14 protein-coding genes and 1 tRNA gene are annotated in these 14,272 nt (G+C 45.0%); 4 read left to right on the top strand and 11 right to left on the bottom strand.

Annotated features, from left to right (window positions below; genetic code table 11):
- The first annotated feature begins 30 nt into the window (after positions 1-30).
- On the top strand, positions 31-1,536 hold the full coding sequence (gene nhaB, locus DEHRE_RS04590; RefSeq protein WP_019225489.1) for a sodium/proton antiporter NhaB: 1,506 nt from the start codon (positions 31-33) through the stop codon (positions 1,534-1,536).
- Positions 1,537-1,801: 265 nt separating this feature from the next.
- The gene (locus DEHRE_RS04585; RefSeq protein ID WP_019225488.1) at positions 1,802-2,101 is read left to right on the top strand and encodes a DUF3102 domain-containing protein; all 300 of its coding nucleotides are present in this window, start codon (positions 1,802-1,804) and stop codon (positions 2,099-2,101) included.
- 6 nt (positions 2,102-2,107) lie between these two features.
- Here the strand turns inward: DEHRE_RS04585 and DEHRE_RS04580 are convergent, their stop codons facing one another.
- The 6 genes from DEHRE_RS04580 to DEHRE_RS04555 form a co-directional block, all read right to left on the bottom strand.
- On the bottom strand, positions 2,108-3,937 hold the full coding sequence (locus DEHRE_RS04580; RefSeq protein WP_019225487.1) for a M56 family metallopeptidase: 1,830 nt from the start codon (positions 3,935-3,937) through the stop codon (positions 2,108-2,110).
- Positions 3,934-4,293 (bottom strand): BlaI/MecI/CopY family transcriptional regulator, encoded by a 360-nt coding sequence (locus DEHRE_RS04575; RefSeq protein WP_019225486.1) that lies wholly within the window; start codon positions 4,291-4,293, stop codon positions 3,934-3,936. Before DEHRE_RS04575 ends, DEHRE_RS04580 begins: the two co-directional genes overlap by 4 nt.
- 121 nt (positions 4,294-4,414) lie before the next feature.
- Entirely contained in the window at positions 4,415-5,893 is a 1,479-nt protein-coding gene (gene abc-f / locus DEHRE_RS04570) for a ribosomal protection-like ABC-F family protein (RefSeq protein ID WP_025205355.1), read from the bottom strand.
- A 406-nt stretch (positions 5,894-6,299) separates the two neighbouring features.
- Positions 6,300-7,217: a SufB/SufD family protein gene (locus tag DEHRE_RS04565; protein WP_019225485.1), complete on the bottom strand. Its 918-nt coding sequence runs from the start codon at positions 7,215-7,217 to the stop codon at positions 6,300-6,302.
- The gene (locus DEHRE_RS04560) at positions 7,211-7,960 is read right to left on the bottom strand and encodes an ABC transporter ATP-binding protein (protein WP_019225484.1); all 750 of its coding nucleotides are present in this window, start codon (positions 7,958-7,960) and stop codon (positions 7,211-7,213) included. The genes DEHRE_RS04565 and DEHRE_RS04560 overlap by 7 nt, the downstream gene beginning before the upstream one ends.
- 195 nt (positions 7,961-8,155) lie before the next feature.
- Positions 8,156-8,686, bottom strand: a complete 531-nt coding sequence (locus tag DEHRE_RS04555) for a DUF2284 domain-containing protein (protein WP_019225483.1) — start codon at positions 8,684-8,686, stop codon at positions 8,156-8,158.
- Positions 8,687-8,901: 215 nt separating this feature from the next.
- On the opposite strand from DEHRE_RS04555, the gene DEHRE_RS04550 reads away from it, so the two are divergent.
- A complete protein-coding gene (locus tag DEHRE_RS04550) occupies positions 8,902-9,636 on the top strand; it encodes a DUF3102 domain-containing protein (RefSeq protein ID WP_019225482.1) in 735 nt (244 codons plus the stop codon).
- A gap of 115 nt (positions 9,637-9,751) precedes the next feature.
- Here the strand turns inward: DEHRE_RS04550 and DEHRE_RS04545 are convergent, their stop codons facing one another.
- The 3 genes from DEHRE_RS04545 to DEHRE_RS04535 all read right to left on the bottom strand — a co-directional run bounded on the left by DEHRE_RS04545 (position 9,752) and on the right by DEHRE_RS04535 (position 10,858).
- A complete protein-coding gene (locus DEHRE_RS04545; protein ID WP_019225481.1) occupies positions 9,752-9,943 on the bottom strand; it encodes a hypothetical protein in 192 nt (63 codons plus the stop codon).
- A 128-nt stretch (positions 9,944-10,071) separates the two neighbouring features.
- A tRNA-Val gene (locus DEHRE_RS04540) sits at positions 10,072-10,148 on the bottom strand.
- Positions 10,149-10,228: 80 nt separating this feature from the next.
- Positions 10,229-10,858 (bottom strand): site-2 protease family protein, encoded by a 630-nt coding sequence (locus DEHRE_RS04535; protein WP_019225480.1) that lies wholly within the window; start codon positions 10,856-10,858, stop codon positions 10,229-10,231.
- A gap of 184 nt (positions 10,859-11,042) precedes the next feature.
- Here DEHRE_RS04535 and DEHRE_RS04530 point away from each other — a divergent pair, with 184 nt between their 5' ends.
- The gene (locus tag DEHRE_RS04530) at positions 11,043-11,390 is read left to right on the top strand and encodes a cupin domain-containing protein (RefSeq protein ID WP_019225479.1); all 348 of its coding nucleotides are present in this window, start codon (positions 11,043-11,045) and stop codon (positions 11,388-11,390) included.
- Positions 11,391-11,495: 105 nt separating this feature from the next.
- On the opposite strand, the gene DEHRE_RS04525 is transcribed toward DEHRE_RS04530, so the two are convergent.
- Both DEHRE_RS04525 and DEHRE_RS04520 read right to left on the bottom strand, forming a co-directional pair.
- Positions 11,496-13,076, bottom strand: coding sequence for a carbohydrate-binding domain-containing protein (locus DEHRE_RS04525; RefSeq protein ID WP_019225478.1), 1,581 nt, complete (start codon positions 13,074-13,076; stop codon positions 11,496-11,498).
- 245 nt (positions 13,077-13,321) lie between these two features.
- Positions 13,322-14,209: a cation diffusion facilitator family transporter gene (locus DEHRE_RS04520; RefSeq protein WP_019225477.1), complete on the bottom strand. Its 888-nt coding sequence runs from the start codon at positions 14,207-14,209 to the stop codon at positions 13,322-13,324.
- Positions 14,210-14,272: the final 63 nt, after the last annotated feature.

Genomic DNA, 14,272 nt, shown 5'->3' with positions numbered 1-14,272 from the left:
CTTTAATTTTCACTTGGGAGGATAGTACATATGAAACAAATGGGCATCGGACAAGCATTCAGAGCAAATTTTCTGGGTCATGCTCCGGACTGGTACAAAAGAACAATTCTTGCTTTTCTGGTGTTGAACCCTATTTTGATGGTTACCGCCGGTATGTACGTTACCGGGTGGGTGTTGATTGTCGAATTTATTTTTACCCTGGCAATGGCGTTAAAATGTTATCCGCTTCCTGCCGGTGGGCTTCTGGCGATCGAAGCCGTTGTGCTCGGACTTACTAACCCTCATATGGTCTATCACGAGGTTGAAATGAACCTGCCGGTTATTCTTCTTCTGATGTTCATGGTTGCCGGGATCTATTTTATGAAAGAAGGTCTTGTGTACCTGTTTTCCAAGCTCCTTACTAAAGTACACTCTAAAGTCGCGCTTTCATTCCTGTTCGCTGTACTGGGTGCGGTTCTTTCCGCGTTTTTGGACGCGCTGACCGTAACGGCAGTGATTATCGCCGTGGCCTATGGTTTCTATAGCATCTTCCACAAGTTTGCTTCCAGCGAAAAAGTATACGAAACGTATGACATTAATCACGACCATAGTGTTGATGAGAAACTTCATGAGGACCTGGACGAGTTTCGTGGTTTTCTGCGTAATCTTATGATGCATGGTGCTGTGGGCACTGCGCTGGGCGGAGCAATAACACTGGTTGGTGAACCGCAGAACCTGTTGATTGGCTCCATTATGCAATGGGACTTCGTAGATTTCTTTATACAATGTGCCCCTGTGTCTATCCCGGTATTGATCGTTGGTCTTCTGACCACCATTATCCTTGAAGTTACTAAGTTCTGGGGGTACGGCTACCAGCTTCCGGAATCTGTGAGAAATGTTATGGAAGATGATGTAAAAGTCAAAGATGCTGCCAGGAATATGCGCGGACGTGTGCGCCTGATTGTTATGGCTTTGTGCGGCGTTATGCTGATCTTCTCCCTGGCACTGCACTTGGCGGAAGTAGGTATTATTGGTCTTATGATTATTATCCTGCTTACTGCTTTCAACGGGGTTACTGAAGAAAAGCGCATCGGTCATGCGTTTGAAGAAGCATTGCCGTTTACTGCGCTGCTGGTCGTATTTTTTGCCGTCGTTGCGGTTATTCATGACCAGCATTTGTTTACGCCGATTATTCAATGGGTGCTGAACATGGAAGGGCAGAACCAGCTTGTGGCTTTCTTTGCGGCCAACGGTGTCCTTTCGGCAATCAGTGACAATGTTTTTGTGGCTACGGTATATATGACTGAAACACAGCAAGCGTTTGAAGCCGGAGCTATTGCGCTGGAGCAGTACAACAAGCTGGCAGTTGCCATCAACATGGGTACAAATATCCCTTCCGTTGCCACACCAAATGGTCAGGCGGCGTTTCTGTTTCTCTTGACTTCTGCACTTGCACCGCTGATTCGCCTGTCTTACGCTGAGATGGTAAAACTGGCTCTGCCATACGCCGTCGTTATGACTGCAACAGGTTTACTGGCAACAATGTACCTGTTATAACACTTAAGGATATCAAATTACAAGGGTTTGAGCATTACTGATTTTTTAGTATCTCGACTTTCGGTGACCTTATATACGATGAGAAAGATTGTCCGTTGTTAAGACTGAGGTTGTCACACTTTTAAGCCTGTCCACAGATCCTACGAGTGAAGTTAGCCCCAAGGAGTGTGGATATCATGACTGATCCAATAACTAATACAGTATCTAATACACAACGGATATCATCAGGGGACGCACGCCGCATGTCATCGCGGCTGAAATTAACATGATCAAATACTGGACGGAGAGTATCTACCTTGCCGCCGCTGTCGAGATTAGAAGGCGGCTGACGGAAGCCAAGGCCCTGCTTATGTTTGGAGAATGGGGCCAGTGGCTGGAGGAGTCGGTCAGTTACTCTCAGCGTACGGCCGACAGACTGATGAAGGTCTTCAGAGAGTACGGGAGCAAACTGCCCGAGGCTTCCGCCTGCAGCTCAAATTGCGCCCTGGTGCGTAATTTGACATACTCCCAGGCGGTGATCCTCTTAGGAGTCCCGGAAGAAGGGCGAAAAATGCGTTACAGATAGTCTAAGTTAATTCTGTTCTCCGCCCAAAATAAGTACACCTTTCGGATAATGATCCTGCACCCAGATCAAACTATTTTTGTCTGTTATCTCCTGGATATGTTTCTTATAGGCATCATACCAGTCCTGATGATTCGTACTGGCATATTTGATATCCTCACTGCCAAGGATCTTTCGGCACAGGATCTCCATCAGACTTCCCTTTAAGCCTGTCTGCCCGCCTTTCGCAAATTCGGAAAACAGGTAAGGCAGTGCTTGTTCATCCATGGCCAGAATGATATTGTACTCTGCCTGATGCGCTTTGATATAATCATAGGGATTGGAGGAAGGTAAAGGCGATGACATGATTTTCTCCAAGCACAGCTCAATCTGCTTGGCTTTGTTGACCGCCGTATTTCCTTCATTTCCAAGACTGAAGTACGCATGCTCCAGACGCGTAAGCAATTCCTTCAGCAAATCGGCACTTTCGGCATATACACGTACATCTCTCTGCATCATTTGCTCCATTCTGCTTCTTAAGTAAGTCGTGCTATATCCTTCATATTTTCCCACGCTGTCGGTAAATTTTATGTTAATGACTTCAACATTATCTACTAGGCTGAACAACAGGATGGCATTGCGCCCAAACACATCACCGATCATTCCGTCTTCCGCAGAAATCGCTGAATCGTCGTTGATCCGGTAATGAATGGTTAAACCATACGGCGCGGTCGACGTCTGCAACTCGACTTTATCCCGGACAACCCCTTCCGGCAAAGGCATCGCGTCAATTAGCGCGATAACTTTAACGGCATTGCCTACATACGGTGTTTTGTTGGCCAGTAATTTATCTACTGCATAACCAGCGTATGTTTCCTGTCCTGCAGCCGTGTCATTGACCGGGTTGGCCACAAATCCAATCATCAACGCTACAATCGCAACAACTGCCGCCGTACCAATCCAAACACCGGGCTTTCTGTAATGGATCACATTTTTGATTCTCGCTTTAATATTGTTTTCACCAAAAGCTAAAGGCGCAGCCTGCCAAAAGCTGTTCTTCTGAACTGCCAACGCCAGCAGGGAATTGGAATAATCCGCTTTGACCCCTTGCCCCTTGTTTCTAATAACCGTTTCATCGCAGGACATTTCCATGTCCTTAACCATCAGCGCAAAACAGAGCCACATCAACGGATTAAACCAATGGATGATCAGAATCAGAAATGCCGCCGGTTTGATCAGATAATCGCGTCTCTTAATATGCACCGTTTCATGCGCCAGTACATAGGGCAATCCCCGGGGCGAAATGCCTGCAGGCAAATAAATTCTGGGTCTGATAAAGCCAAAAACAAACGGCGTGCTGATTTGATCTGTCTCATAAATATGCGGTAAAGAAGCATCCAGCAGCGTAGCCGTTTTGATCTTTCCTGCAATTTTAAAATAGGAAAAAATATTCCAAATCAGCAACACCGTAACTCCGGCAATCCAGACCATACTGCCAAGCAACATCAGCATAGGAAGCGGACTTACACCCATTGCTGCGACCAGAGGCAGCGTACTGCCAACTGAACCGTTTATTGTACCGTTTATTGCATAATTTATGTTCTCAAGGCCTGCCATCACCAGCGTCTCAGACAAAGCATCAGGCTGCATTGCGGGTCTGACAACGTTTAAGAAACTAAAAACTGAGGTAAATGAACCTGGACAAACCAGTCTGAAAAAAACCGCCAGCCACAACAGATAAGAGAAGATTTTCGGTGCCCTTTTCAGAAGCAGTCGAATCAGGATCACACCCAGAGCCACATAGGAAGCTGTTATGCTCATATCGACAACAGTGCTGAATACTGTCATCAAGCTGTTCATTGCATCGCCTCCTCAATAATTCGTTTCAGTTCTTCAGCTTCCTTGGCCGTAAGCTTTTTCCGATCGAGGAACGCTGTTAAAAACTGCGGCAGAGAACCTTCAAAGTTTTTTTCGATTAAAGATTGGCTTTCATATTTCTGCACTTCTTCCTTTTTAACAAGTGAAGTGACTACTGCATCAGCATTGTCTAAAATGCCCCGTTCACATAGCTTTCGCAAAACCGTGTAAGTGGTTGACTTCTTCCAGCCCAATCTTTCCAAAGAAAGCCTTACAAGCTCAGTCGAATTCACCGGTTCCTTTTCCCAGACGATACTGACAAATTTATACTCCGCATCAAATAATTTATAGCTTTCCATGATACCTCCGAAGGTTTATCTCAATAGACCCTACTTGTAAGTCTATTCCAATAGACCTCATTTGTCAACAGAAAATCCGCGGTGCTTCAGGACCCTGAAAATTTTGTTCGAGGGCAACCGATCAAAGCCTGATATATTTTGTTGCCACTGATTGCACAAACGCACTGTCATGCTCCACAAACAGCAAGGTCGGCCGGCATCTTACAATGAGGTCCTCAATCTGCATCCGGGACAGAACGTCAATATAGTTCAGTGGTTCATCCCAGATATACAGATGGGCCTGCTCGCAGAGACTTTTGGCCAGGAGCACCTTTTTCTTCTGCCCTGCGCTGAACATACGCATATCTTTTTCGAACTGAACGCCTGATAAATCGAGCTTGTGCAGAATGGTCAGAAAACGGCTTTCCTCGATCTGGTACTGCTCGGCAAAACTGTGCAGGCTGCCCTGCAAGTAAGCGGTGTCCTGCGAAATATAGGAGATTTTTAGATTGCTTCCGATACTTAGTTTGCCGCTGTAAGTCAGCTCTTCTCCAGTCAGCAGCTTTAAAACACTGGATTTACCGCACCCGTTGCGGCCGCTTAAGGCCACGCGCTCTCCTCTCTCTACGGTAAAATGGACATTCTCGCAGACATTCCTGTCCGCATAATAGATTGCCAGGTCAGACAATTCCACGAGTGTATTTTTCGGGTGTGAAAGGGGTTTCATACTCAGGCTGTCGGCCAGCTCAATATTTTTTAAAAGTTTTTCTTTCGTCTGGATGTTCTTTTGCAGCCGAGTTTCGATCACTTTGGACCGTTTCATCATTTTTGCCGCCTGGTGGCCGATATAGCCTTTATCCGGCTTGATGCCGGAGTTCAGTGTTCCCTTCTTGGTTTTCTCAATTTTATCCGACCAGCCGGCCGTCCGCCTGGCTGCTGCCGATAATTGTTTGATCTCTTTCTGCAGCCTGTCATTCTCCGCTGTCTCAAACGAATCCGTTCTCTCTTTATTGATCCACCACTTTGAAAAATTACCTTTTTGAAGTTCAATATTGGTTTTATTGATGGTCAGGATATGGTCGATACAACGGTCCAGAAAAACCCTGTCATGCGAAACCAGGATGAAGCCGGTTTTCCTGTTCAGATATTTCCCGACAACGCGCCTGCCCTCTATGTCCAGATGGTTGGTCGGTTCATCGATCAAAAGAAAGTTGTTGGGTTTAATAAACAGTGCCGCAAGCAAAACCTTGGTCTGCTCCCCCTGGCTTAAGGCTGCAAAAGGCCGCTCCATGACATCCTCTGCAACTTCGAGCAATGACAATTCTTTCTGAAGTTCCCAATGTTCAAAATCAGGACAGATACCCGCCACTACCTCAATGACATTTTGACTGGGATCGGTAACCTGAAAAGGAAAATAATCAAAAGACACGGGGGAGTCAATTGTCCCACGATACTCGTATTTCCCGCACAGCAGCTGCAAAAAGGTCGTTTTACCGCGCCCGTTTCGGCCTGTGAACCCAAGCTTCCAGTCCGTATCAATCTGAAAAGATACATTTTCAAAGATATTGTCATAACTGCCGTCATAGCAAAACGTTAAATGGTCGATGTTAATCAACGCCATCACGATCACCTCACTGTTAAAAATAATAAGGCTGCAAGAAAGTTTATTCTTGCAGCCCCAAAATATCCTTGAACGCAGTTGATGTGCAGAAAAAATGTCAATATAATGCACATTCCAAATGCTGTTGGTTTAATTTTGATTGCTTAAAAAATTGTAACTTTCTTGCTTTGCGGGCTTACCGCTCCTTGACATCCTTGGCACCGCGGCATTAGCCCATCCGTGGGCGTCACAAAGCCAGCAGTACTTGCTGCTTACTCTGGAACGCTCTTTTAACTTCACGTTTAGCAAGAAAGTTTGCGCATTTTCCCATCTCCGATCAAATTTATCTATTAATGAAAAACTTCAAATTGCCCTATTAATAGATTACTTAACCCTAATATTATATCAGATAACCCTATCATTGATATTAGGCCAAAAAACCTTGCAGAATCATATCTTCAGCCTCTTTTTCCGTGAGACCAAGCGTCATCAGCTTGATCAGCTGATCGTTTGCAATCCTGCCGATAGCCGCCTCATGGATCAGCTGCGCATCCGAATGGAAGGCCGAAATCTCCGGAATGGAAGAAACTTTCGCTTGATCCATAATAATCGAATCACATTGAATATGTCCGCGGCATTGGGCATAGCCGCGCATATTCAAATGAAAAACTTGGGTGGAATGATCCTGCGCCACGGAACGCGAAATGATCTGGGCGGCAGCATCTTCTCCTGTCAGCTCAACTGTAATATTGGATTCGGCATTCTGGTTGGTGGTAGTCAGCAGTCTTTCCATGACAATCAAACGCGCGTTCTTGTGCAGGCGCACTTCCGTATCCCTTTTGGTCTGGTCGACGCCTCTAATCTGAACCATTTCCAGCTCAGCCACACCGCCCTCTTCGACTTCAATAATCGTCTTCGGATTCAAAATCCTTTCCCCGCTGCCATCGCCTTCGCCGTAGTGTTTTTCTACATACTTCATCTTGGCACCCTTGCGGACAAAAAATTCGTGAACGCCGTCATGCTGGGCTTTCTTGCTTCCCGGGTTATGAATACCGCAGCCGGCTACAATCAGAACGTCCGAGTCGGCGCCGATTTCAAATGTATTGTAAACGAGGTCATCCATCCCTTCAGACAGAATAACCGGAATATGCACGCTTTCTCCTTTGGTTCCGGGTTTCACAATGATATCAATGCCGGGCTTGTCCTGCTTGGTAATAATATCAATGTTTGCAGTCGTATTTCGTCCCGCTTTCTCGCCATTTTTACGGATATTATAGGCTCCATGCGGGATTTCATGCAAATCAGCGACTTCAGCTAAGATTTTTTTATCGATCGCATTCAACATTGTGCTTTTCCTCCTACAATGGTACAGTTGTTTCTGCATTCGCAGTTGGAATCCAGCAGCTCGATTTCACCCAGAATTTTAGCCTTGGTGGTCACTTCGCTGATTTTTCCGTCGGACACTAAAACAACCTGGTCGGCCAGACGGAGAATCCTCTCCTGGTGAGAGATAATCACGATCGTCGTGTCATACTTTTTATTTAAATTTTGGAACGTCTCGGTCAGCTTCTGGAAGCTCCACAGGTCAATCCCTGCTTCCGGTTCATCAAAGACAGCCACTTTCAGGTTGCGCGCCAAAATACTGGCAATTTCAACTCTCTTTAATTCCCCGCCCGAAAAGCTCGCATTAATTTCCCTATCCAAATAATCCTGCGCACATAAACCCACATCATAAAGCAAATCACAGGAATTCACCTCTTTATCCGGACCGGCAGCCAGCTTCAAAATATCGCGGACTTTCATTCCTTTGAAACGGGGCGGTGACTGAAACGCATAGCCGATACCCAGCCGTGCTCTTTCCGTAATTCCCATACCGGTAATATCGGTACCATCCAAAAGTATTTTTCCTGCCGTAGGCTGGTAAATACCCATAATCACTTTGGCGATCGAGGATTTTCCTCCCCCGTTCGGACCTGTCATGACGTAAATCTTTTTCTTATCCAGGGTGAGACTGATGTTCTCAAGGATTTCTACATCTGTTCCCTTGTCATCGTCTAACGTCAGGCCGACATTTATCAGTTCCAACATCTCAATACCACCTTTTAAGCATTTTCCAATTTGAAAATGGTTGCAACATCTTCCATCATTATCTCTGATAGATATTTCTCCGGATATTATAGCATCCCAAATAAAATAAAGGAAATCCCAGTATCCTTTAAATTCATAATTACTTTGTTAACGCCCCAAAAAACAATTAACTGCTATTGAGGGCAACTATCTTCCTTAATGGTTATAAAGTACAAGCGAAAAAAAGCCGACTTTTCCCATTCCTGCGTTATACGTCATCTTCTGGTCCATGGACATCCGGACGACATCAATCCCGTTGCCTTCCATCGAATATTGCTTTTTGTCCGGGAAGCGGCAGGGTTCTCCGTCAAGAGCCGAGCATTTCTCACACAATGTACAGGGACCTGCCCCCAAAATCAGAACATCTTCCGCAGCAAATTCTTTCCGCAGCGCTTTGTTCAAATTGCCCAGAATCCCCATCGACTCCATCATATCATCTCCGGAGAGGATCGAGATGATTTTACAGAGAATAAAAGCCTGATCATATTTCCGGACCCTGGCTTTCCTTTCCTCCTCCGTCCCTGCTCCGGGCGGGCAAGCATGGTTCTTGCCAAAATTGCCGCAGGTATTTCTGGCGCACTGATTGAATACATCCTGTGAAAAAACAATGTTATCAACTTTAATTTCTCTGTATTCGTCAAATCCCAATTTGGTGAAGGCTTCGATTAACCGCTCTCTAAGATCCATTTTCTTCAGCCCCTTTTTTATTTTTGGCACGCAGGAAGCTTGGAACCCTACATATGGAATACTATACAAACTGATCAATTAATTCAAGGGCAAAAGGAGGGATAAAACACGCTAATCCCGCCAGATCGGGGCTGAAACCCTCACACTTGTCTGGGGACCGGAATATTTTATAGCGTTATCTGTAAAATATCATCGGTTAAGAGAGTGAAACCAGAATGAATGTTGAATTATCTACCCGGACACCGGCGCAAATCGCGGCCGAGATTAACTTAATTAAAAGCCGGACCGACAAAATCATGCTCCAGAACTGCGTTCAAATCGGCACCTGCCTGACGGAGGCCAAGGCAGCGGTTCCCTATGGGGAGTGGGGAAAGTGGCTGAAAGAAGAGGTCAGCTATTCCCAGCGGACAGCCGAGCACCTGATGCGGATCTGCAAGGAATTCGGGCCTAGACCCGCCTCCCCCGGCGGAGACTTGCCAGATTCGAATCCGGATTCGAATCTTAGTTTTTCCCAGGCGGTCATCCTTCTGGGGATTCCGACGGAAGAGCGGGAGGAATTTATGGCCTGTCATGATGTTGAAAATATGAGCAAACGGGAACTTAAGGAGGCTGTTCAAGAAAAGAAACAAAGCGTGGAACTGGTCCCGATCGTAAGAGTATCCAGAAAGCTGAGAAAAATACAGCCTCAGACCGTGCAGCCAACCACCGGAACTTACGCCGAAAGCGCAAAATACGACGAACAATTTGCCCTGCACCGTGACAACATGCTCAGCGCCTATAATGAACTACTAAAAATACTCGTTGCCCAAAGCAGAGTAGACACGGTGCGAAAAGAAGTCAACCGGAAAAAGGCCTTGGAGATTGCGGCCAACATGGTTAAGACGCTGCAAGAATATCCGCCCGCGATTAGAACGAATTTAGATATTAAAAAGGATAACCCGGCAAACTGAATGCCCGCTATATATCCCGGTTTTGCTGTACGGCATATTCGGGATGACCTACCAACCCAAAAGTTGCGCTTATGCCTCTCAGAGTTTTTTGAGGCAAAAAAAACTAAAGAGCTATTTATAAAGCCTTTAGTTCTGTAATATCCTCAGTATTTTTCGCCGTTGCTGAAATCAATGTATCAAGTTTCCGGTGAATTTCTTTGTGTTCTGTTTGGTTTTTCTTTTCCATTGCTTCCAGTTTATCATCAATAGAATTGATTCTATTATCAATGGATGATAATTTTTCTAGGATAATATCAAGTTTATCCATTAGAAAGTATCTCCTTTGTTATAAGTATAAATGGATCGGAGTCTTAGGCATTTTAAATATATTTTGGTAACTTTCCCAATCCCTAATATCTCTCAAGTAAGTTTATGGTATTTAGAATAACTTTAAAATGGTGGGTTTGATAGGATTCGAACCTACGACCCCCGCGATGTGAACACGGTGCTCTAACCGGCTGAGCTACAAACCCACAATGGCATGCACATGGTTTATTATAGCGCTATTATCTGAGAAATGCTACCCTAAAAGCTCTAAAAAGAACAATCTGTATCAAAGCAAAGGACTGATTAGAAACTTATAGACATACTCAATCGGCGGCCCGATCACGATATTGATCACATTTGTAATAATCAAAATCAGTAAGATAAACGTACTCATCTGATAAATTTGGCTGTACAGACTGCTGTCTTTCAAACCGAGCAAACCAAAGACAACATGGGAACCGTCGAGCGGCGGGATTGGCAGAAGGTTAAAGACAAACAAGACGACATTCATCCAGACCGCATTAACAAAGATACTTTGAAGAATATTTAAAGTATTGCTATCGAGGATGCTTTCCGGAATATAACTGATGGCCCATATCAGGATCACGAAACATACTGCAAGCAACAAGTTCATCACCGGTCCGGCCAGGGATACCAGAATGTCATCTCTTTTTCTGTTTTTAAAATTGCTGGTGTCAACCTGAACAGGCTTAGCCCAGCCAAAATGGGCGATGACCAGCATCAGAAATCCAATAATGTCAATATGAACCAACGGGTTAAGCGACGTCCTGCCCTGCAGTCTGGGCGTATCATCACCCAACCACACTGCGGTCTGGGCGTGGGCAAACTCATGAAAGGTAAGACCAATAATGATTCCGGGTAACATATAAAGGGTTTGAACAATATCAAAATCCATGCTTTACTTCCTTTCGGGTAATTTGTTCTCTTAACTTTTGAGAGGTCGCCACATCAAGGGGATAAAATTCTATAATCCTAATAATACATAATTCCAGCCCATTTGACAAAGGAATACTTCAGATACAATATAAGATACAGGGTAAAGCTTAAGAATATGTGAATAAAGAAAGGAAGTGATCCTTATGGAAAAACATTTTCTTAAAAACATTGATTTTGGTAAAGTTCTGGATATGGCTTCTTTGGTAGATTACCAGAACGGTCAGGTCGTCAGCAGAACGCTGGCCCAGAGCAAAGCCTTAAGTCTGACACTTTTTGCGTTTGATCTGGGAGAAGAGATCAGCTCCCACTCCTCTGGCGGAGATGCGATGGTCTACATCCTTGATGGCAGCGCCCGGATCACGATCGGATCTCAGGACTATGTGCTGGAAAAAGGCCAGACCATCGTCATGCCTGCAGCTATCCCGCACGCAATATTTGCTGCCGCGAAATTCAAAATGCTACTGATCGTTGTATTCAATATTGACTCATAATAGACTTTGCTTACACAAGAACCCCCCTGCAATCGGGAGGTTTCTTGCTTCTGGTGATCTTCGGTTCAATATTCTATCTACGCTATCAGCTAATCTGTAACCTTCCTATCGTTTGAAGGCTCTGCCGCCCATTCCTCCGCTATAGGAACCGACACGCGTAACCTTCTCGGAAATCGCAACCTCTTCGTAGCGTGTTCCAGGCGTATAGGTTCCCCCTGAATAGAGACCGTTTACCGATGTGCCTGATGAACTTCCTCCATAATAAATCTTATAGGTTGTGCCTTTGGTTAATTCCGATGAACATACGACCAGGTTCCGGAACATTTTGGTCGGCGCGAAAGTAAGCACTTCTTTACCATCTGCATTTTCGATCCTGATGATCGTACCGGCCTGCTGATCAGACGGCAGGTTAATGTTCAAAGCATAGAGGGATGAATTCGTATCCGGAGCCTCTGCCATGCCTGCGCTGCCTGCCGCTACCAGGAACCCGCCGGTTACGGTGAATGATCCGGTATAATCCAGAGCACCGTTACCGTTGTCCGTTGGTCCGTTGACAATGATCTTTCCATCGGTCATGGTGACCGATCCGTTGATATCAATCCCATCACCGCCTGAATCAACAACGATGGTACCACCATTGATGCTCATACTGCAGTCACCCGAAGACGCAAAATCATTTTGACCCGGCCGGCCATTCACTGAGGAAGAATCTGTACCTCCTGCACCGTTGATACCATCGTCGCTTGACTTCACGTTCACATCCCCGCCATGGATATTGATCACAGCACTTTCAATTCCTTCATAAGATTTCGCAATCGTAACCTCTCCGGCGTAAATATCCAGCGTTGCATCAGAATGCATCCCGTCATCACCGGCTGTAATATTAATTGTTCCTGCTTCAATCAGAATAAAGCCTTTAGCAGCATCCGCATCATTAGAAGATTTGAACCCGTCATCTCCGGCGTTCACCGTGATATTGCCATCTTTAACGGTAAGAAAGTCACGGCCAATGATCCCGTTATTCACAGCATCCACGGAAATGTTGCCGCTCACGATTCTGAGTTCATCTTTGCTCGTTATGCCATTTTTGAAGTTGGCTTTGACATTTAATGATCCGCTGCCATTAATCGTCAGGTCACTTTTACTGAAGATCACTGCATCCGGTTCCTCTGCTTTAGGATCCGAGTAAGTGTAGGATGAGCCGTCCTTCAGCGTATTTTTCGTACCGTCTGCCAGGGTAATGACAGTCTTCTCAGATTTCAGCACATAAATAGGTGCACTGGTTGAACAGGTCATATCGACACCATTCAGGATCAGTCTGACGGTATTCTTGTCCTCAGTGTAGACGATAATCTGAGCGTCGGCAATTGCACCGCTGATAACATACGTACCTGCAGATAGAATGGTTACAACATTATCGACAACGCTAACTCCGTTTCCCTCTGTCTTCATGGAGTCCCCTGAAAAAGTAATATGCGAGGCCTGGGTATCATCCCATTGTGCATTGGTATCTTCGTCGTCATAATCAACGGAGATACGGTCCTCAGTACTGTCCCCGGCGACGCCGGAGCTGTCCGATTCCGCTGTATTCTGTGAAGAACAAGCTGTTAACGTTAAAAGGAATATGCACAATATAGCAATCATGCCAATGGAAACTATTTTTTTCTTGGGGGGCTTAGGGCCCATTAATCTTCATCCTTTCCAGGAATCTTTTTTTGTGATTGTACAACAGGTTTGTGACCATGAGGTGTAGGCAATGTGACAAAATGATGAAAACATTCAACAAACAACAATTAAAAGCCGGTTCAGATCGAACCGGCCTTATACTAGGTATCCTATACTATTGTAATTCTGTTTCATCTGTCCATTGTCACAAAAAAGTTCTCATAACGGATTTATCATGCTGTCTTGTGGCAGTTTTACGCATATTTTTATTCGTCTATCTCTTTATCTTTCTGATCTTGATAAGGGTCAAGATGGATATTCACGCGGGTATTTTTCAACTTGTCACTCATGTCCTTTTTCAGGGTTCCAATAATATCATGCGCTTCTTTGACGGTAACGTTGTGATCGATCGTAATGTGAAAATCGATGTGTTTCATATTTCCTGATTTTCTTGTTTTAAGCTTGTGATAATCTCTGAATTGATGACTGTGCTCAGAAATAATCTTTTCAATCTCAGCTTCTTCTTCATCAGAGAGCTTCGAGTCGAGAAGAAAGTTAAAGGCTGTTTTGCATAAGTGAAACGCTTCTTTGATGATCAACAAAGCCACAATGACCGCGACAACGGAGTCCAGTATGGCAAGTCCGGTAAGTTTAATCAGCAGGATTCCAACGCCGACGCCTAACGACGTATAAACATCGGTTTTCAGGTGAAGCGCATCTGCTTCCAGGGCCATCGATCCCTCTTCTTTGCCCACCTGATATAATTTTTTTGATACAACCAGATTGACAAGCGCCGATACCAGCATCACCCCGATGGCAACAGCCGCCTGTTCAATCTCCGAAGGCTCAAATATTTTCTTAATAGCTTCAATAATAATCAGTGCCGCTGCAACAAAAATTAGAAGCCCTTCGACAAGGCCCGAAATATTTTCGATCTTTCCATGTCCGTAGGGATGATCCTTATCCGCCGGCTTCGTTGACTGTCTCACCGAGAAAAAGGCGACAATCGATGCGGCAAGGTCCATACTTGAGTGGATCGCCTCGGAAATAATACTGACGGAACCGCTCAAAATGCCTGCTATGACCTTAAATATGATCAGCGCAGTATTCGAAATAATGGATAACAATGCAAACTTGACTCTTCTGTCAGCCACAGCTTTTCTTCCTCCCAAAATCACCAAAAATATCAATTTCTTAAAATTACCTAATACCTTGTT

The organism is Dehalobacter restrictus DSM 9455 (genome assembly GCF_000512895.1).
In the GTDB taxonomy this organism is placed as follows: domain Bacteria; phylum Bacillota; class Desulfitobacteriia; order Desulfitobacteriales; family Syntrophobotulaceae; genus Dehalobacter; species Dehalobacter restrictus.
Note: the sequence above shows the minus strand (reverse complement) of the source record. Positions and strands in the feature narration are given on the sequence as shown.

Coding starts and splice junctions, on each gene's coding strand:
- nhaB (WP_019225489.1), top strand. CDS start 31: ATGAAACAAATGGGCATCGGACAAGCATTCAGAGCAAATTTTCTGGGT.
- DEHRE_RS04585 (WP_019225488.1), top strand. CDS start 1,802: ATGATCAAATACTGGACGGAGAGTATCTACCTTGCCGCCGCTGTCGAG.
- DEHRE_RS04580 (WP_019225487.1), bottom strand. CDS start 3,937: ATGAACAGCTTGATGACAGTATTCAGCACTGTTGTCGATATGAGCATA.
- DEHRE_RS04575 (WP_019225486.1), bottom strand. CDS start 4,293: ATGGAAAGCTATAAATTATTTGATGCGGAGTATAAATTTGTCAGTATC.
- abc-f (WP_025205355.1), bottom strand. CDS start 5,893: ATGGCGTTGATTAACATCGACCATTTAACGTTTTGCTATGACGGCAGT.
- DEHRE_RS04565 (WP_019225485.1), bottom strand. CDS start 7,217: ATGTTGAATGCGATCGATAAAAAAATCTTAGCTGAAGTCGCTGATTTG.
- DEHRE_RS04560 (WP_019225484.1), bottom strand. CDS start 7,960: ATGTTGGAACTGATAAATGTCGGCCTGACGTTAGACGATGACAAGGGA.
- DEHRE_RS04555 (WP_019225483.1), bottom strand. CDS start 8,686: ATGGATCTTAGAGAGCGGTTAATCGAAGCCTTCACCAAATTGGGATTT.
- DEHRE_RS04550 (WP_019225482.1), top strand. CDS start 8,902: ATGAATGTTGAATTATCTACCCGGACACCGGCGCAAATCGCGGCCGAG.
- DEHRE_RS04545 (WP_019225481.1), bottom strand. CDS start 9,943: ATGGATAAACTTGATATTATCCTAGAAAAATTATCATCCATTGATAAT.
- DEHRE_RS04535 (WP_019225480.1), bottom strand. CDS start 10,858: ATGGATTTTGATATTGTTCAAACCCTTTATATGTTACCCGGAATCATT.
- DEHRE_RS04530 (WP_019225479.1), top strand. CDS start 11,043: ATGGAAAAACATTTTCTTAAAAACATTGATTTTGGTAAAGTTCTGGAT.
- DEHRE_RS04525 (WP_019225478.1), bottom strand. CDS start 13,076: ATGGGCCCTAAGCCCCCCAAGAAAAAAATAGTTTCCATTGGCATGATT.